The 17,262-nt window shown below is 62.4% G+C and carries 14 protein-coding genes and 1 tRNA gene; 7 read left to right on the top strand and 8 right to left on the bottom strand.

The window, feature by feature from the left end:
- Positions 1-21: 21 nt before the first annotated feature.
- From fliF to XH87_RS11320, 4 genes are all read right to left on the bottom strand, one after another.
- Positions 22-1,635: a flagellar basal-body MS-ring/collar protein FliF gene (gene fliF / locus XH87_RS11335; RefSeq protein WP_271587331.1), complete on the bottom strand. Its 1,614-nt coding sequence runs from the start codon at positions 1,633-1,635 to the stop codon at positions 22-24.
- 181 nt (positions 1,636-1,816) lie between these two features.
- Positions 1,817-2,092: a CtrA inhibitor SciP gene (sciP, locus tag XH87_RS11330; protein WP_002714638.1), complete on the bottom strand. Its 276-nt coding sequence runs from the start codon at positions 2,090-2,092 to the stop codon at positions 1,817-1,819.
- A 278-nt stretch (positions 2,093-2,370) separates the two neighbouring features.
- A complete protein-coding gene (locus XH87_RS11325) occupies positions 2,371-3,078 on the bottom strand; it encodes a flagellar hook assembly protein FlgD (protein WP_271587330.1) in 708 nt (235 codons plus the stop codon).
- 13 nt (positions 3,079-3,091) lie between these two features.
- Positions 3,092-4,714 (bottom strand): flagellar hook-length control protein FliK, encoded by a 1,623-nt coding sequence (locus tag XH87_RS11320; RefSeq protein ID WP_271587329.1) that lies wholly within the window; start codon positions 4,712-4,714, stop codon positions 3,092-3,094.
- 349 nt (positions 4,715-5,063) lie between these two features.
- Between XH87_RS11320 and mnmA the strand changes: the two genes are divergently transcribed.
- The 4 genes from mnmA (at position 5,064) to XH87_RS11300 (ending at position 7,815) form a co-directional block, all read left to right on the top strand.
- Positions 5,064-6,245, top strand: a complete 1,182-nt coding sequence (gene mnmA, locus XH87_RS11315) for a tRNA 2-thiouridine(34) synthase MnmA (RefSeq protein ID WP_271587328.1) — start codon at positions 5,064-5,066, stop codon at positions 6,243-6,245.
- A gap of 146 nt (positions 6,246-6,391) precedes the next feature.
- Positions 6,392-7,030, top strand: coding sequence for a class I SAM-dependent methyltransferase (locus tag XH87_RS11310; protein ID WP_271587327.1), 639 nt, complete (start codon positions 6,392-6,394; stop codon positions 7,028-7,030).
- A 44-nt stretch (positions 7,031-7,074) separates the two neighbouring features.
- Positions 7,075-7,431 (top strand): hypothetical protein, encoded by a 357-nt coding sequence (locus tag XH87_RS11305; protein ID WP_271587326.1) that lies wholly within the window; start codon positions 7,075-7,077, stop codon positions 7,429-7,431.
- Positions 7,432-7,738: 307 nt separating this feature from the next.
- Positions 7,739-7,815: transfer RNA gene (locus XH87_RS11300), tRNA-Met, on the top strand.
- Here XH87_RS11300 and XH87_RS11295 read toward each other — a convergent pair.
- A complete protein-coding gene (locus tag XH87_RS11295) occupies positions 7,772-9,430 on the bottom strand; it encodes a recombinase family protein (protein ID WP_271587367.1) in 1,659 nt (552 codons plus the stop codon). The two genes, XH87_RS11300 and XH87_RS11295, sit on opposite strands and share 44 nt — an antisense overlap.
- Before the next feature lie 791 nt (positions 9,431-10,221).
- Between XH87_RS11295 and XH87_RS11290 the strand changes: the two genes are divergently transcribed.
- Positions 10,222-11,910, top strand: a complete 1,689-nt coding sequence (locus tag XH87_RS11290; RefSeq protein ID WP_271587325.1) for an outer membrane protein — start codon at positions 10,222-10,224, stop codon at positions 11,908-11,910.
- A 262-nt stretch (positions 11,911-12,172) separates the two neighbouring features.
- Positions 12,173-12,415, top strand: a complete 243-nt coding sequence (locus XH87_RS11285; RefSeq protein ID WP_271587366.1) for a DNA -binding domain-containing protein — start codon at positions 12,173-12,175, stop codon at positions 12,413-12,415.
- A 2,359-nt stretch (positions 12,416-14,774) separates the two neighbouring features.
- Here the strand turns inward: XH87_RS11285 and XH87_RS11275 are convergent.
- The 3 genes from XH87_RS11275 to XH87_RS11265 form a co-directional block, all read right to left on the bottom strand.
- Complete coding sequence (locus XH87_RS11275; protein WP_271587323.1) at positions 14,775-14,960, bottom strand: hypothetical protein; 186 nt, start codon at positions 14,958-14,960, stop codon at positions 14,775-14,777.
- A 115-nt stretch (positions 14,961-15,075) separates the two neighbouring features.
- Entirely contained in the window at positions 15,076-15,249 is a 174-nt protein-coding gene (locus tag XH87_RS11270; RefSeq protein ID WP_271587322.1) for a hypothetical protein, read from the bottom strand.
- A gap of 101 nt (positions 15,250-15,350) precedes the next feature.
- Positions 15,351-15,992, bottom strand: coding sequence for a GntR family transcriptional regulator (locus XH87_RS11265; RefSeq protein WP_271587321.1), 642 nt, complete (start codon positions 15,990-15,992; stop codon positions 15,351-15,353).
- Positions 15,993-16,113: 121 nt separating this feature from the next.
- Between XH87_RS11265 and bioB the strand changes: the two genes are divergently transcribed.
- A complete protein-coding gene (gene bioB, locus XH87_RS11260) occupies positions 16,114-17,253 on the top strand; it encodes a biotin synthase BioB (RefSeq protein ID WP_271587365.1) in 1,140 nt (379 codons plus the stop codon).
- Positions 17,254-17,262: the final 9 nt, after the last annotated feature.

Below are 17,262 nucleotides of genomic sequence, written 5' to 3'. Positions count from 1 at the left end.
GATTCACTTTACTTGGCTTGGTCATTTCGCGGGTTCGGTCAGCCACTGGCGGATGATCGCGACGGTTTCGTTGGGGTTGCGCTCGGCCAGTTCGCCGACGCGATGAACGGACTGGGCGTGGACCTGGCCCTGAATGGTGGCGACGTCGATTGCGCTGGCTGCGCCGCTCGGCAGCAGCGGCTGGCCGGCGGCCGGCGCGGCCTCTTCCGAAGCGGCGGGGCCCGTCAGCACGCCGGAGATGGCGGCGGCGACCTCGTCGGAGGCGAGAATCCGCTTGACCAGCGGGCGGATCACCAGGAACAGCACGACCAGGCCGAGCAGCATCATCACGCCGAGCTCGACGAAGTACATGACGTCGTCCTTGGTGAACTGGAGCATGCCGAGGAAGCCCGAGGGCTCGCCGATCGGCGCGGTGGAAGGCGCGTCGGCAAAGCGCAGATTCACGACCTCGACCTGGTCGCCGCGCTTCTGGTCGAAGCCGATCGCCGAGCGCACCAGGGTGGCGATGCTTTCGAGCTGCTCCTTGGTACGGTCCTGATAGGCCAGCTCGCCCTTGTCGTTCTTGGTGTAGATGCCGTCGACCAGCACCGCGACCGAGATGCGGTTGACCCGGCCGGCTTCGGTCACCTCGGTCTTGGTGGTGCGGGAGATCTCGTAATTGTTGGTCTCTTCGGTCTTCTTGCTCTGATCCTTCGGGACGGCGGCGTTGTTCTGCTGGTTGCCGGGCAGCTCGTTGTTGACGGTGACCTGGCCGTTGTTGTCCGCGGTCATGCTCTGCTCTTCGCGGGTCTGGCTCGAGCGCAGCACGCGGCCTTCGGGGTCGAACTTGTCCGAGGTCTGGGTGACCTTGTTGAAGTCGAAATCGGCGGAGAGCTGGACGCGGGCGCGACCTGAACCGACCACGGAGGAGACGATGTCCTCGACCTGCTTGCGCAGCCGCTTTTCGAAGGCGATGCGGCGCTCGTCGCCGACCGCCTGCTCGGGATCGGTCGCAGCGCCGTCGGCGAGCAGCTGGCCGGCCTCGTCGACGATCGAGACCCGCTGCGGCTTCAGCCCGTTGACGGCGGAGGCGACGAGGTGGCGGATGGCGCGGATCTGCTGGGCTTCCAGCGTGCCGCGGACGCGCACCACGATCGAGGCCGACGGCTCCGGCGCCTCGCGCGCAAACAGCGGGCGCTCGGGCAGCACCAGATGGACGCGGGCGGCCTGGATGCGGTCGATGGCGCGGATGGTGCGGGCGAGCTCGCCTTCCAGCGCGCGGAGATGATTGATGTTCTGGACGAAGGAGGTGGTGCCGAGCGCGTCCGACTTGTCGAACACTTCATAGCCGACGCCGCCGCCCTTGGGCAGGCCGCCTTCGGCGAGCTTCATCCGCAGGCGCGTGACCTTGTCCTTGGGCACCATGATGATGGAGCCCTCGTTGCGGATTTCGAACTGGATGCCCTGGCGCTCCAGGTCCTTGATGATGCTCGAGGAATCCTCGACGCTGAGATCGGTGAACAGCGTCGTCATCTGCGGCGTGGTGACGCGCATGATGACGAAGGCGAAGAAGCCGATGAGCGCGGCGGTGACCGCGATCATGGCCCCGAACCGGGCGGCTCCGATGCTCTTCAGAAAGTCCGCAAGCCCTTGCAAGCAACCGCCCCAACAGATTCGGCTGCTTTCACCGGAAAGGCCGACTGGGCAATTATTGCCTAGGGGATGGTTTCGATATGGTTAACGGAAGTTAAGAGGTCGGACAAAAGTGCATCATGAAAAAAATCGGCCTCGCTGGGCGAGGCCGATTTTCGTCAAAAGCCGCAGATTTCCGGATCGCCTACTGGCGATATTGCTGGATGCGGGTGGTGCGAAGACCCGCCAGACCGTGCTGGTCGATGGAAAACTGCCAGGAGAGGAATTCGTCGACCGTCAGGGTATAACGGCTGCAGGCCTCCTCAAGGGAGAGAAGTCCGCCACGGACAGCGGCGACGACTTCGGCCTTGCGGCGGATGACCCAGCGTTTGGTGCCGGGTGCAGGCAGATCCGCGATCGTCAGCGGACTGCCGTCCGGCCCGATGACGTATTTTACCCTCGGGCGATGGGGTTCTGTCATGGCGTACTCACAAACTCTCAACCACTGAACTCACGTCCGTAACCGTACGCTCCGCGACTTAAAAATCCGCTAAGCCTAAGGCTTCAATACAATTCTCGTTGAAACTTGCGGGAACGCGGCCGCTTCGGCCGGCGGGAGACGCGATTCCGGCGGGCCAAGCGGGCAGAAGGTAAATACTTTACTAACGCAGAACGACTCTTGCGGGCTCGACGCGAGCCCCGAACTCTGATCCACCTCTCCCCGGTCTGAACACCCCGCTGGGGAGAGGCGCTCCGCCCTCAATAGGCGCTTGTCGCGATGATGCTCTTGACCTGGCTCAGCGTGTAGCTGGCGCCGTCGATGGTGAGCAGCGGCGGCGACTGGGTCAGGTCGACCGACGACACCACGCCCTGCACCTGCGCGGCGATGCCGACATTGTTGTTCGCGACGTCCTTGCCCGTGGCCGAGATCGTGTATTTGCCGTCGGGCCATTGCGTGCCGTCATTGCCCATGCCGTTCCAGGTGAAGGGAATGTCGGTGCCGGCGGAGGCGGTGTATTTGCCGTTAAACACGGTCTGGCCGCTGGAATTGGCGATGGAGATCTCGACGGTGGAGTCGGTCGGCACGTTGAGATGCCAGATCGCCGCCGAGTTCGTCATGCTCGTCGTCGAGCCGTCCACCAGAGCGGTCTTGCCGACGAAGCCCAGCGCCTGGGTCGCCTGCGTGGTCTGCTGGAGCGTGACGAGCTGGGCCAGCGAATCGTTGGTCTTGAGCTGCTGCTCGACGCCGGCGAACTGCACCAGCTGCTGGGTGAACTGGTTGGTGTCGAGCGGATCCAGCGGGTTCTGGTTCTGCAGCTGCGTCGTCAGCAGCGTCAGGAAGGTCTGGAAGTTGCCGGCGAGCGTCGACCCCGTGGTCGAGCTCATCGAGTTCGACGAGGAGGATTTCGGGATGTCGGTCGTTCCGGAGACGGGCGTCGGGGCGGTGGCGGCATTCGTGGTGGTCATCGTCGAATACTCCTCACACTCTGATGTCGACGCCGCTGCTCGATCCGAGCATGCGGCCGTAGCCGCGCCCGACGGGCGCGGCAGCAACGGTGTCGTCCTCGCTGATGATCAGCCGGCGGGCATTGCCGCCATTGTCGTTGTTCTGGCCGGAGTTCTGGCCCGATGAATTCTGGTCGCGCAGGCTGAAGGACAGCCCGTTGCTGCCGGTCTTGAAGCCGGCATCATCGAGCGCGCGCTGCAATTGCGGCGCGTCCTGACGCAGCATTTGCAGCGTCTCCGGCTTCTCCACCGTGAGATGCGAGGTGACCTGGCCGTTGCGGTCGACGTTGATGCGCACGTCGATGCGGCCGAGCTCGGCCGGATCGAGGCTGATGTCGAACCGGGACTTGCCGGCGCGTATCGCGGCCGCGATCTCGATCGGGATGCCGCTGATCGGCACGGCCGCATGAGTTGCCGCGGTCGCGGTCAGCGTCGCGGTCGATGCCGTCGCGGCCGAGGTGGTGTTGGTCAGCGGCGCCTGCACGGCGGAGGCGGCTTGCGCGCTGGTGTCGGTCGAGGCGGCGTTCGCCTGCGTCCCCGCATGAACCTGCGTTGCCGGCGCGCCAGAGGCCGCATCCGCGGTGCGCTCGGTGGCGACGGCCTTGGCGTCGGCTGCTCCGCCATCTCCTTGCGGCTTGGCGGCCTGCGGATGCGCGGCGGCGTCGAGGGTCGCTGCACCCGGGGCTTGCGTCGCGGCCGCGTTCGCCTTGCCGGTGTCCTGGCCGATATTCGAGATGTCGGTCTGGGTCTGCGTCGTGGCGGCATCCTTGAACGAGGTCTTCGGCGTGCCCTGACTGGCGGCGGCGATCAGTCCGCCATTGGCCTTCGCACCGGTCGCGGTCGCCTCGCTCGTGCCGGTCGCGGTCTCGCCGAGCGTCGTCGTGGTGTCGGCATCGACCTCGGCGCCGGCGGCCTTGGCGCTCTTGTCGCCGGCCGTGGCGGTATCGGTCCTGGTGCCGGCGATCTGCGCCGCAGTGGAGGCACTGGCGGCGAGACCTGCCGCGGCGATCGTCAGCGGCGAGGCGGCGGCATCGCCGGCCTGGCTCGCAGCCGCATTCGGATCGGCCGCCACGACGGGCGCGCCGACGATGACGCCGGGATCGGGCACGGCGGTCTGCGCCGCATCGGCCGGCGCGGCGGCAGCCGGATCGTCTGCGGCGCTGAGGGCGTCGGTCCCGTCGGACTTGTCGCCCTTGGTGTCGTCGGACTTGTCCGCCGATTTGGCGTCCGATGTCTCGGACTTGTCCTTGATCTTGCCGGCGTCCTTGGACGGATCGCTTGTCGCCTCGCTGTCGTCATTCTTCGCCGGCGCAGAGGTATCGGTGGCGTCGCTTGCCTTGCTCTGCGAGGGCTGGTCCGTGGAAGAGGTGTCGCGCCGACGCCGGTCGGACGCCGGGGACGATGATGCGGAATCGCTCCGGCGCGGCGCCGTGTCCTGGGCCTGCGCATTGTTGTTGATCGCCTGGGTGTTGCTGTCGACCAGCGAGCCGAAAGCCTCGTTCGCGGGCGTGTCCTTCGGGGCTTGCGACCGGGCAGGCTTCTGCTGCGCGCTCTGGACTTGCACGCTTGCCACGACATCTGACGTACGACCAACCACAGGCGACCCCTTGGAAGCAACTTCGGACAAGGGGTAGCAAGGAGCGGGCCAGCGCCCCTCTTTGTAAATTTATCCAATATAATCAATGCCTTGATGTTCCGAGGCCGCCGCCGGGCGGCCCGCCGCGGCCCCGCCATTTCTGCCGCCCCGGCAAGAATTGCCCCAAGCTGGCTGCCCGCGTGATTGCTTCACCGGAATGCCGCCTATATTAAAGAGGTTACTCTCAGCCGCTTTCGACTTGGGCAGTCGTGCTCTTCGGGAACCAGAGTTCCGGGGATCGCCGATGTCCCGCGAGAAGGCACAGCAATCGCGGATCGCGCTACGCCGCCGTCACAACGCTTTAAGGCCCATGCTCAACAGTCTGGATCTCGAAGGCCGTCCCGAGGACACCAGGGTCGTCGTCGCCATGTCGGGCGGCGTCGATTCCTCGACGACGGCTGCGCTCTTGAAGGCTGAAGGCTACGACGTGGTCGGCATCACGCTGCAGCTCTACGACCATGGCGCGGCCACCCACCGCAAGGGCGCCTGCTGTGCCGGCCAGGACATCCACGACGCGCGCGACGTCGCGGCCAAGCTCGGCATTCCCCACTATGTGCTCGACTACGAGGACCGCTTTCGCGAGTCCGTCATCGACAATTTCGCCGACTCCTATGCGCTTGGCGAGACGCCGGTGCCGTGCATCGAGTGCAACCGTTCGGTCAAGTTTCGCGACCTCCTGAAGACCGCCCGCGAGCTTGGCGCCCAGGCGCTCGCCACCGGCCATTACGTCGCCTCGCGCCGTCTCGACGACGGCTCGCGCGCGCTGGTCTGCGCGGCCGACGCCGACCGCGACCAGAGCTATTTCCTGTTCGCGACCACGCGCGAGCAGCTCGACTTCCTGCGCTTTCCGCTCGGCGACATGACCAAGCCCGAGACGCGCGAGCTGGCGCGCCGCTTCGGTCTTGCGGTCGCCGACAAGCACGACAGCCAGGACATCTGCTTCGTGCCGACGGGACGCTACACCGACATCATCACACGCCTGCGGCCGAACGCGATGGACCCCGGCGACATCGTCGATCTCGACGGACGTGTGCTCGGCCGGCACAACGGCATCGCCAATTTCACCGTGGGCCAGCGCCGCGGCCTCGGCATCGCCTCGGGCTCGCCGCTGTTCGTGGTGCGGCTGGATGCAGCGCACCGCCGCGTCGTCGTCGGCCCGCGCGATGCGCTGAAGATGCACCGCATCTCCTTGCGCGACGTCAACTGGATCGGCGGCGGCGACATCGACCGCGCCATCGGCGGCGGCCTCGAGATGTTCGTGCGCGTGCGCTCGACCCGCAGCCCCCAGCCGGCCTGGCTGCGCGGCGGCAATGGCCATTACGAGGTCGAGCTCGTCGCCGGCGAAGAGGGTGTCTCGCCCGGCCAGGCCTGCGTGTTCTACGACGCAGCCAGCGGCCAGGCCCGCGTGCTCGGCGGCGGCTTCATCCAGAGCGCAGCGGCGAAGGTTGGTGCGGCCGCATCGCGCCCGCTCGCGGAAGCCGTGCGCGGCTGAGGATGACGAGATCCAGCCCGGCTGTCGCCGCAACGACGGTGCGCCGCCTCTTCCGCTTGCGGAAGAGGCGCTAGACCAATTTCGGGGCTGGCTTCGATCTCACCAATGATCATTACTCTCTAGAGTTTCGCGTAAGGGCAGGGGGCATGGCAGCAGACATCTCGCGGGCCGGGGTCGAGAAGGCCTATGGCCGCTGGGCGCCGGTCTACGATCTCGTGTTCGGCAAGGTGTTCGACGCCGGAAGGCAGTCGACCATCGCCGAGGCCGACCGCATCGGCGGGCGGATCCTCGACGTCGGCGTCGGCACCGGGCTTTCGCTGTCGGACTATTCACGCACCACGAAGATCTGCGGCGTCGACATCTCGGAGCCGATGCTGCGCAAGGCGCAGGCGCGCGTGCGGAGCTTGCGCCTCTCCAACGTCGAAGTGCTCTCGGTGATGGATGCGAAGAACCTCGCTTTCCCCGACAAGTTCTTCGACGCGGTGGTGGCGCAATATGTCATCACCGCCGTGCCTGATCCCGAAGGCACGCTCGACGAGTTCGTGCGCGTGCTCAAGCCCGGCGGCGAGCTGATCCTCGTCAACCACATCGGCGCCGAGAGTGGCCCCCGAAAGCTGTTCGAGCTCGCCTTCGCGCCCATCGCCCGCCGCCTCGGCTGGCGCCCGGAATTCCCCTGGGCCCGCCTGGTGAACTGGGCCCTAAAACACGGCGGCGTCACGCTCACCGAGCGCCGCCCCATGCCGCCGATGGGCCATTTCTCGCTGATCCGCTACGTCAAATCGTGATCGCTAGCTGGGAACGCGCGCGGTGATCGGCGCGTTTCCCTTCCATGCGCACGACATCGACCATCATCCTGACCAGCCTCCTGATCGCCGCCTCCGGCAGCGCGATCGCGCAGGCCCCGCCCGCCCCGGCGACGCCGCCGCAAGCGACCGCGCCGCCATCCCCGCAACACGCCACCAACTGCACGCCGCAGGACCGGCCGGGCCGCTTACCGGACGGCACCACCACCGGTCAGTCCCGGGAACCGCTCGGCGACAAATTGGCCAAATCGGACGGCGTGCTCTGCCCACCCTCGGGCGTGGACCCCGACATGCACGCCCCGGCGCCGAGCACCGGCGGCACCATGCCCGTCATCCCGCCTCCCGGCAGCCCCGGCGGCGACCCCAGCGTGAGGCCGAAATAGGCGCGCTCTTCGCCCAAACGTCGTCATGCCCGGGCCTGTCCCGGGTATCCACGTTCTTTGGCCAGCGAATCAAGGCGTGGATGGCCGGGACAGGCCCGGCCATGACGGAATCAGCGGGAAGTTCCACTCAAAACAGCCATTTCGTCCTGCCGGCGGACGTGTCGCGCCGGCTTGTCCGCCGAAGCCGCTTGGCGAAGGCGGAAGCTTTCGCGAGAGCGGAAGCGAAGGCGGATTGACTTCCCGCCGCCCCCTTCCTTATATGCCGCGCGTTCGCGAGATCGGCCTTATTCGCCGCCGCGATCCCTGTGGCGGGGTAGCTCAGCTGGTTAGAGCACGGGAATCATAATCCTGGGGTCGGGGGTTCGAGTCCCTCCCCCGCTACCACCTTTCCCCACACTCCTTTGACCTGGTTTGGATAGGCCTTTTCCCCGAGGAGGGCGTTTAGCCGGCCTGCTATCTCCACGGCTACACCACCTGGGCGTCCTGGATCGCGGAACACAGTGACCGTTTCGACCAAGTCTCTGATGGCTTCTACGGCCTCTCCGTCGCCCGCACTGACACCTTTAGCCAGTGCTTCTTCAAGCCGACTAAGTTGCTCCTCATAGCGTTTGAGGATGGCCGGATGCAGCGCGACTTCTTTCGGGGCGGGTGGTTCACTCTGCAACTCCTCAGATATCCGCTTTCGTTCGGCATCCAAGGCAGTCGATTGCGGTCCGAGAATGGCTGGATCGCCATGTCCTTTCGCGATCGCATCCACCAGTCGTTCGATTTCCCGGTTTAATTGCCCAAGCCGCTGCTCAAGCCGCTGCCGTTTTGCATGTGATGTGGCTGCGAGGCGCTTCCGCTCGTCAAGATACGTGCGTACGTATTCTGAGATAACTTTCGGCGCGCGCAATTCGGCCTTTAGACCATTGAGGACCGCGCTCTCGACAGTGTCTAAATAAAAAGTTTTGGCGTCCGGACACGTGCCGCTCTCCGTTGCCGCCGAGCAGCGAATGCGAACACGCCCTGATTTGTCCCGCCCATTGGTTGCCATGCCCGATCCGCATGAGCCGCAACGGAGCAGGCCAGATAGCATCCGACGAGGCCGGCGTTGATGGCTGGGGTGGGTGTGACTGCGCTCCTCTTTGCGTTGCTGAGCAGCTGTGAATAGCTCTGGATTGACAATTGTAAGATGCGGCACTTCGGCCACCTGCCAGTCACTCTTAGGATTTGGTCGTGACAGGCGCTTTCCCGAGTCGGGATCTTTCACCATCCTGACTTTGTTCCAGACGAGGCGCCCTACATAAAGCTCGTTCTGCAGAATGCCGGCGCCCCTCTCGAGATTGCCATTGATAGTTGATGCATTCCATGCGCGCCCCCGCGGAGGTGATATCCTCTCCTTGTTGAGATCGTGCGCGATTTCGCGAGGCGTCCGACCGTCCACGTATTCCTGGAAGATGCGCCGGATCACTTGTGCCTCGGCCTCGACGATGACTCGTTCACCGCTCTTTCCGGGGACCGCGGCATATCCGTATGTTAGGCCACCTCCAGCCAAACCTCGCTTGACCCGGCCTGCTTGGCCACGCCGCACCTTGTGCGCGTTGTCCTCACGATAGAGTTGTCCGACAAGGCCGCGAAGACCGACCAGGACGGTGTTGACGACGCCTTCGTGGACCGCCCGGATCTCAATGCCGAGAAAAGATAGTCGCTTATGGATACCTGCGAGATCTTCCATGTCGCGAGAGAGGCGATCGAGCGCTTCGACGATCACTACGTCAAAGGATCTCTCCCGCGCTTGGTCCAACATCCGCAGAAGGCCTTCGCGTCCCATGACCGAGCCACCTGAACGAGCCCGATCTTCGTGGGTGCTGATAACCGTTAAGCCTTCGCGCTCTGCATAGCTTTGACAAAGTGAAAGCTGATCTTCAATCGAACGCTCGTTCTGAAGATCGGTTGAGAATCGAGCATAGATCGTCGCTCTCTTCCTTGTCTCTTCGATCGGCCAACTCTGTTTCATGATCTTCCCTCGCAGCCAGACGAGCAAGCACTCGCGCAAGGCGTAAGATCGCTTTGTCTGGATTCGTCTGCAAGGACAATTTGCGATGCGCGTCCCGCACGATCGAACCCTAGGTCATCGTGCCACTCAACGAGGTGCACGCACCTGCGCTGGCGCCATTCGACAAAATGTCGGCGTTGGTGATCATCCAGAGCATCATGCTTCGGCGGTGCCTAAATGGAACGCCGGCTATGAGCTCGTCGTGCGATTGGATGCCGCGGCGAAGAAAAAGGATGAAGCCCGGAAAAGGTAGCAGAACTGATCGCAAATAAGATCATCAAGATTGCGCAAAACGATGTCCGTAAGCCGGCGGAGATCGCGGCTCTTGCGATTAAAGAACTCGAACTCCCGTAAAGCGATCATCATGGCGGCGCCAGCCTTGTCCAAATTCGACCCGTTCGGCCTTTAGCGCATGCTCTCGGTGGTCAGGGGAGGGAAGCGCATTGTGGGTCTAGACGCAGGACCGGGCTAGCCAAGGATGGCTCGGGCAGTGGCTGCGCGACTGTCGGTATTGAGACAATGTCTGCAACTTGACGCCACACGCCGCGACGACGAAGTGCCTGCAGATCCTGGGAATTCACTTCGGCACGCGACTTGCTCTCTTTGCGGCATCATCACCAATCGAAGTGCGATGGTCTTCGGGACGGACACGGCGCGCGTCGCTGGTAGCGTCTGGTCCATCCCGATGGTTTGCTGCTGCGATAACTCAAGGACGCTCGGTTGTGGGCGGAGAAAATGCAGGAACGTGTTGGATGCGATCTGGAGTTCTTCTTTTGGGAGCCACGACAATTGCGCTCGTCGCAAGTGGTGCAGCGAATGCGGCAGACCTTGAGCCAGAACTGAAACTGCCCTCGGCGGTGTGGAACTGGTGGGGAGGTTATATTGGTGGGCACGTCGGCGGCGGGTACGGCCGAACCTCCTTCAGCAATCCCTACGGTCCGTCGATCTATGGCGATGTTGTCGATACCCCAGTTGTCTTCGGAGGTGGCCAGATCGGCTACAATTGGCAGAAAAACGGCTGGGTGTTTGGTGTCGAGCTCGATGCCAGTGGTGCTGCCTCAGACGGCACAAATACTTGCCTCGCCCCGTCCGGGTCTGTCGTGAGCGCAAACTGCAAGGTGGGTCCCAACGTCTTTGCCACTGGGACCGGCCGCATCGGCTACGCGTTTGGCCCGCTGGGCCGCACGCTGGCCTATCTCAAGGGAGGCGTGGCTTGGCAAAACAGCCGGAGCGACGTCGTCAATAACAAAAAGTTTGAATCCCCACAGGAGAAAACCCATTTCGACTATGGTCGCGTCGGTGGCACCATCGGGCTGGGCGTCGAGCAAGCGCTTACACCTGCATGGTCGCTCAAAGCTGAGTATGACTATCTGCATTTCGGCGGGCCGAGTGTCGCAACCCCTCCGACGGTGCAGAATCCGCCGTTCGCAATCATTCCGGCGAACACAACGAGCCTGTCCAGCAACTATCACGTCGGAAAGATCGGGTTGAACTACCATTTTGGCGCCGACTCATGGATGGTGCAATGGTCCGATGCGCCGCTGTACGCGAAAGCACCCGGCGCGCCGCCGGTTCCTTACACGGCCGGTTGGTCGTTCGAGGGCGGATCGCGGCTCTGGCTCAGCCGGGGACGATTCCAATGGGACCGCAGCGCGGCGCCCTATGGCGGCCTTGAAGATCCCAGCATCCTTATATCGAGGCTCACCTATCACGAACTAGACGGACTGTCCGGAGAGCTATTTGGCCGTGTCGACAGCCCGGAGGGAGTGTTCCTCAAGAGCAACGTTGGCACAGGGCGCTTCAATAAGGGAAAAGACAACGATGAAGATTGGGGCGACCCGCCCTATGTCAACATGATATCACGCCAGGCAAACGGCAGGTTCACCTATTACACAGCCGACGTCGGATACGACTTCCTGCGCGGCATCAACTACAAGGTTGGGGGATTTCTCGGCTGGACCTATTACGAACAGAGCTCCGACTCGAGAGGGTGTGTACAGATCACCAACCCGACGGCTACATGCTTGCCGCGGGGCGACGACAGGGTCGTTGGCAGCCAGAATGCCCAGTGGAATGCACCTCGTGTCGGCCTAAGCGCCGAAACCATGCTGACCGAGCGCTGGCGCTTAAACACAGATGTCGCCTACCTGCCCTGGACCGATTTCAAAGGGCGTGACAACCATCTCTTGCGCGATCAGACCTTGTTTGATGAACAAGGGGGCAATGGTGGTGGCGGCGTCCAGGTCGAAGGCGTGCTGTCCTACTTCTTTACAAGGAACTTCAGCGTCGGAATCGGTGGGCGCTATTGGGCTATGTGGGTTAAAAGGCGGGGCGACTCTACGTGCAGCAGCAGCGGCTGTGTCGATGACCCGCCCGCGTTCGCGAAGTACAGCATGGAGCGCTGGGGTACGTTCTTTGAGGCGTCCTATAGGTTTGATTGAAAAGATCACCCCTCCAGCCAAGCTCCAGGCGTCTTCGACACGAAGAAATTGAAATGGATCCGCGAAGCGCCACCGCTTGAACCGGTTTGTTAGTTCGAAACTGACCGCTCCTGATCCCTGTCTATCACTGCCAGAGACTCTGTCTGCTGCAGTTGCTGTGGCATGTGGTCAACGCGTCAGCGTTGTCCACTATGTCGACAGTCTTCGCGGCCTGCATCCGTTCGCGCCAGACCGCCATCGGCGTGCGATAGCCGTGCGCCTGATGAAGGCGGCGATTGACGTCGCTTCAGAAACGTCGACTGATACAGCTCCTTCACGCCTTCGACGTCCACGACCTCGGCGGTGGTCCGAGAGACGTGGCAAGAAGGTGCTCGCCTCCGAACACGCACAGCGCTGTTCGGTCGAGTGGAAGGATTCGCATGCCCGCCGTAAGGCCAACCGGCTCATTCACGATCCGATCGCCCTGATCGAGCGCGGCTATCTGAAACTTCTAGGCTGCCTGTGATCGGCCCCAATCCCGCAAAGCCATCGTCCCGATGAGTTAACCCGCGGCCGCTGGTAGCGCCCGGTCGCGGCGATGGGCGAAACAAACGTACGTCACTGGTTGGCTTTGATGGAATACATCGTGCGCTGCATCGCCGAGGCGCCCGGCCGTCTTGCTCCCGACCAGGGCGGCACCTCGAGCAGACGATCTGTATCCACTTGTTGAACGAATGGCCAACCGCGCCGATCTGGATTTAGAGAACCCCGGCAACCGGCTTGCCCCTCGCGCGGTCAGGCTTGCTGAACAATATATGGCCGATCATGCTATAGAGCTGCCCCCGATGACAGAAGTGGCACGCGCAGCCGGAACGAGCCTGAGAACCTTGACGACGGCGTTCAAAGAGATTTCGCGGTTATGCGCCGAGTGCATTCTTCGCGAGCAGCGACTGCAAGGCGTAGGCGCGATCTGTACGGTGCGGCTCCGCGACAGAGCGTGTCGGGTGTGGCCTATGCCTGGGGCTACATAAACCTAGGCGAGTTCGCGCGCGCTTACCGCGCACGATTTGCCGAGCGACCATCGGAAACGCTCAGGCGCCGTCGACTTGCCAGACCATCGTCAGCTTCGATCAAACGTGCTGATTTTCGCTTAGGCAGAGTCTCCGATCCAGCATCGGCAACTAGCTTGGCTAGACAGTTGAGGTTGAACGAGTTCGATTTCCCAACCAGCTGTACGCTCGCTCAACCACTAGAACGGGAGTTCACGCGTGAGTTGGAAGCAGTCTGGGCGCGCGCTCGGTTCCGGGCTAGCCAGGGGGCAAGATTGGCCCGGTATCTGGCCGCGCCCGCGCTTGCCGTTTGAGTTTAGCGACGTGACTCGACGCTGGCTGCTCTGGAGCCACAGCACTGGCCCTGCCACCCCCGTTCACAATAATTATGTATCGGGGCTAGGTTACTGTAAGCTGTCGATACTGCGCGGCTACTCACAAGACGAAAAGCGGCCCGTGTGGGGCGTTTCCAACCCCGCCGACGACGACAGTGCGCTCAATCTGTTCTGGGCAATCTCGCAGCCAAGCGAAGACAGCGCCTAGACTGTAAGGCGTTACGGCTTCACGCTCACCGGAGTTAGAGCCTGGACCTTCGATAAGATAAAAGCACCCATCATCTGTTCTGACCATGCGGTCTTGTATTTCGTGCCATTCGCGCGTTGTCGGGTTGATGTCATCAAACACACGCGTCGCAAAACAAAACGCTTCGGCGAGTTGCTGCGCTGTCGGTTTCCGTTTCGCTACGCGCAGATGCGCTAAGGGGTTAGCCTTTAGTGGCGCGACTTGTCGTCTGAACATATGCTCTTTTCCCTAGTCGGCTCACCCTCATACACTGCACAGCCGCGCCGATTCTATCGATGTAAGAAGCACTCTGCCGTCAGCCGGTAAGGCGTAAACACCGCGCTCAGTGATAAGCTGACTGCCTTGGAAAGTAGCGCGGATGCGACGCGGCGTCCCTTTATCGACCGGGGGATCTGGGATAAAGACGCTATCTCTGCCGCATCCGCGCTTCCGGGGAAGTTAGTGGCGGCGTGAGCCCTCCCTCTGGAGCAAGGAAAAGAACGGTGGTGCGTTTCACGCGCCGCTAACTTCTGTGGCGACCCTTTAGGGATGACCGAAGGCTAACCACAGCCGGCCTTCCCGCGAGGTTCGGTCACGGATACAGGTGGGTTTTAGCGATGAAACGGTCTTGAGTGGCCTACCCGAACTGGTAGGCAAGACTGAGCGACTTAACGCCGCTCGAAGTGGTGCTGCTGAGAAGCGGCACACCCTCTGCAACGTGGCGAATACCTGGAGCGAATGAAACCTGTAGCTCGACCGTATGATCGAGGAGGTGTTGGAGGGCTCAAATGTGCTTAGACACGTGCTCCATCGAGGCGAGCGGAACATGGTCTCGGCGATCAGGCCACGACCAGACGGGCCAATAGCCTGGGCTTTTAGCCGCCTAGTCGGTATGGCTCCCACCAATGCGCCTGGACATTGCGTAAAGCCGGCGTGACCGGAGGACGCGAAGCAGCTAGCCGCGCAGACCTTGCTCGCTTCGTTGCAAATTCAGTCTTTGGACATCTTTCTCTATGGGCGCCAGGATTCGGCAAGACCCACGCGGGCGACACACCCGCCGCCGCCCTCCGGAGAGCAACTTTCAGGTTTAACCTGAACAAACTCGGAAGCCCCTGCGCCATCAGGCGACTGTTTCGATGAGACAGGCGTTCGAACAAGCAAAGCGCAGCGCGCCGTGGCTGGTGATCTTGCAGGAGATCGATGCCTTTCGTCGGTGCGCGGACCCTTGTCTCACGACCAAAAGGTAGAGAAACTGACGGAGATCCTCCGGATGGCTTATACCGGTCGGTACAGTACAATCGTCTTGCCCTCGTAGCTGCTGAACGGATCGCAGGCCAGATATGAGTAGCGTCCGAGTAATTCGTGTTTTGCTCCGCCGTCGAGAAAAGTGAGGTGCGGTTGATGTGCGAGACGTCGCATCGCCGTGACCGGCTCGATCCATGGCAATTCGCGGACGTGCATCAGGCTTCCGAGACGACATCCGTCAAATTGTAATCGGCCCCGAACTGAAGCTCTCGCAGTAGTCGTACCCGTTCGACGGTTCTTTCTAGGGATCGTGCGCCTTATAGGTCGCGAGCTACAGCATCATTTTCACAACGACGTCGACGTCATTACCGAGCTGATCGGTCTTGCGGTTGCACGCGATGCCGGCGTGCATGCGGGATGGCGGAAAGAACCGAGAGTAGGTCGACAGATTTCGATCGATGTCGGTCTTGTTCTTGGCTGTGAATAGGACGATGTGGCGAATCATGGCTGGCTATGGCTCGTGCGAGATGAAGGCTGATCGCAGGGCTATCTTGGTGTCGTGCCAGTGACGACGCCGCATGGTGCTCTGCGATTGCATTGTGTCCCTCATAATGAGGCGGGAAAGGCGAGCCGCTCAATACTTTGAATGTGACGCGCAAGCAGATCGCAGGCGTGATCGATATTACGTGATCGTAGTGCTTGCAGAATCAACCGGTGATCCTGATTGGATCGCGGACGCCATCCGGCACTGCGCGCCATCGCGAACACCAGTCGCGAGTTTGCGAGTTGCAGTCCATCGAGGCAGGCGAGCAATCGAGGCATTGCGCAGGGCGCCACCAGTGCGTGGTGAAATGTGCGATTCGCGATCTCGAATTCCTGAATTGTCTCCGCGTTGTCTGCTTCGATCAGGGCCAGCTCAATCCGCGCCAGATGAGCCGCCGTGAGTTTCGGCGCGGCATTCCGCAGCGCGACCACTTCCAGCGCGGCACGCATCTCGGCGATCTCCTTCACCGACTTCGCGTCGAGCGATGCAACGCGTACGCCGCGGCGGGGGGCGGCAACAACGAGATGTTGTGCCTCCAGTTGCCGAAAAGCTTCCCGCACGGGGACGTGGCTCGAGTTGAATTCGCGCGCGATATGGTCCTGCCGCAGCGGTGCGTCTGGTTCTAGGGCGCCGCTGATAATGCGGTGCCCGATCGAATGCGCAATGCGTTGCGAAGTTGTCGCGTTCTCGCTCTCACTCATCATAGATTATCTATCGGAAAACACCGTGCATGGCAGCCAGACGTCAGTTAGCATACATCAACATGAAAGATCATAGATAATCCTCAAGATTATCTATAGTTGGCAGAGGAGGCTCGTGGCTCGGATGGTCCCAAGCGCGAAAACAAAACCGGACGACGGCTGCGACATTGAACCCGTTCGCCACGACTGGACCCTTGGGGAGGCGGAGGCGCTCTATAACGCGCCATTCTCCGACCTGATGTTCCGCGCCCAGGCCGTTCACCGCCGCCGCTTTGATCCCAATCATCTGGAGACCGCGAGTCTTCTCAGCATCAAGACTGGCGGCTGCCCAGAGGATTGCGGTTATTGCTCGCAGAGCGCGCACTATGACACGGGGCTGAAAGCGACGCGGCTGATGGACAAGGCGGATGTGATCGCAACCGCCGAGCGCGCGAAAGCGGCCGGCGCGGCGCGGTTCTGCATGGCGGCGGCGTGGCGCAGTCCAAAGGACCGCGACCTAGACCAGGTCTGCGAGATGGTCAGCGCGGTGAAGGGTCTCGGAATGGAAACCTGCGTGACACTCGGAATGCTGACCGCTCCTCAGGCGCAGCGTTTGCGTGAGGCCGGCCTCGACTTCTACAACCACAACGTCGATACCTCGCCCGAATTCTATGGCCAGATCATCACCACGCGGATACTGCAGGATCGGGTCGACACGCTCACTGAGGTGCGCGCGGCGGGCATCAAGGTCTGCAGCGGCGGCATCATCGGCATGGGGGAGCGCGTCGTGGACCGCCTCGGCATGCTGGTGCTGCTCGCCAATCTTCCGAGCCATCCGGATAGCGTGCCGATCAACCTTTGGAACGAGGTGAAGGGCGTGCCGGTCACGGAAACCGCGGAACGGCCCGATCCAATCTCCCTCGCGCGTGTCGTCGCGGTCGCACGCATCCTGATGCCGCAAAGCGTGGTGCGGCTGTCCGCCGGGCGGCAATACATGACCGATGAATTGCAGACGCTGTGCCTTCTCGCTGGCGCTAATTCGATATTTATCGGCGACGCGCTTCTGACCACGCGCAACCCGCAGCGCGAGCGAGACGTGGAGTTGCTTGGGCGGCTCGGCATCAAATCCAGCCTCGACCAGGCGCAGTCGGACAACCGGCAATCTGCGCCGGCTAATGATGCGTTCACAGTGACTGACGCCCAAAGCCGCGTCTGCCGCCCTCGAGAGACTCTTGAAGAATGTCAGGAAGAAGCGCGGCTTCGTGATTGGCGGCCGCCTGAGTGATTTGCGCAA

Origin of the sequence: Bradyrhizobium sp. CCBAU 53415, from assembly GCF_028128735.1 — a bacterium.
Taxonomy (GTDB): domain Bacteria; phylum Pseudomonadota; class Alphaproteobacteria; order Rhizobiales; family Xanthobacteraceae; genus Bradyrhizobium.
This window is presented reverse-complemented; position numbering and strand designations above follow the sequence as displayed.

Excerpts from the sequence above, each read along its gene's own strand:
- sciP (WP_002714638.1), bottom strand. The coding sequence starts at position 2,092 with ATGACAGAACCCCATCGCCCGAGGGTAAAATACGTCATCGGGCCGGAC.
- XH87_RS11275 (WP_271587323.1), bottom strand. The coding sequence starts at position 14,960 with ATGCACGTCCGCGAATTGCCATGGATCGAGCCGGTCACGGCGATGCGA.
- XH87_RS11265 (WP_271587321.1), bottom strand. The coding sequence starts at position 15,992 with ATGATGAGTGAGAGCGAGAACGCGACAACTTCGCAACGCATTGCGCAT.
- XH87_RS11290 (WP_271587325.1), top strand. The coding sequence starts at position 10,222 with ATGCGATCTGGAGTTCTTCTTTTGGGAGCCACGACAATTGCGCTCGTC.
- XH87_RS11305 (WP_271587326.1), top strand. The coding sequence starts at position 7,075 with ATGCGCACGACATCGACCATCATCCTGACCAGCCTCCTGATCGCCGCC.
- XH87_RS11310 (WP_271587327.1), top strand. The coding sequence starts at position 6,392 with ATGGCAGCAGACATCTCGCGGGCCGGGGTCGAGAAGGCCTATGGCCGC.
- mnmA (WP_271587328.1), top strand. The coding sequence starts at position 5,064 with ATGCTCAACAGTCTGGATCTCGAAGGCCGTCCCGAGGACACCAGGGTC.
- XH87_RS11295 (WP_271587367.1), bottom strand. The coding sequence starts at position 9,430 with ATGAAACAGAGTTGGCCGATCGAAGAGACAAGGAAGAGAGCGACGATC.
- XH87_RS11270 (WP_271587322.1), bottom strand. The coding sequence starts at position 15,249 with ATGATTCGCCACATCGTCCTATTCACAGCCAAGAACAAGACCGACATC.
- XH87_RS11325 (WP_271587330.1), bottom strand. The coding sequence starts at position 3,078 with ATGACCACCACGAATGCCGCCACCGCCCCGACGCCCGTCTCCGGAACG.
- bioB (WP_271587365.1), top strand. The coding sequence starts at position 16,114 with ATGGTCCCAAGCGCGAAAACAAAACCGGACGACGGCTGCGACATTGAA.
- XH87_RS11285 (WP_271587366.1), top strand. The coding sequence starts at position 12,173 with ATGAAGGCGGCGATTGACGTCGCTTCAGAAACGTCGACTGATACAGCT.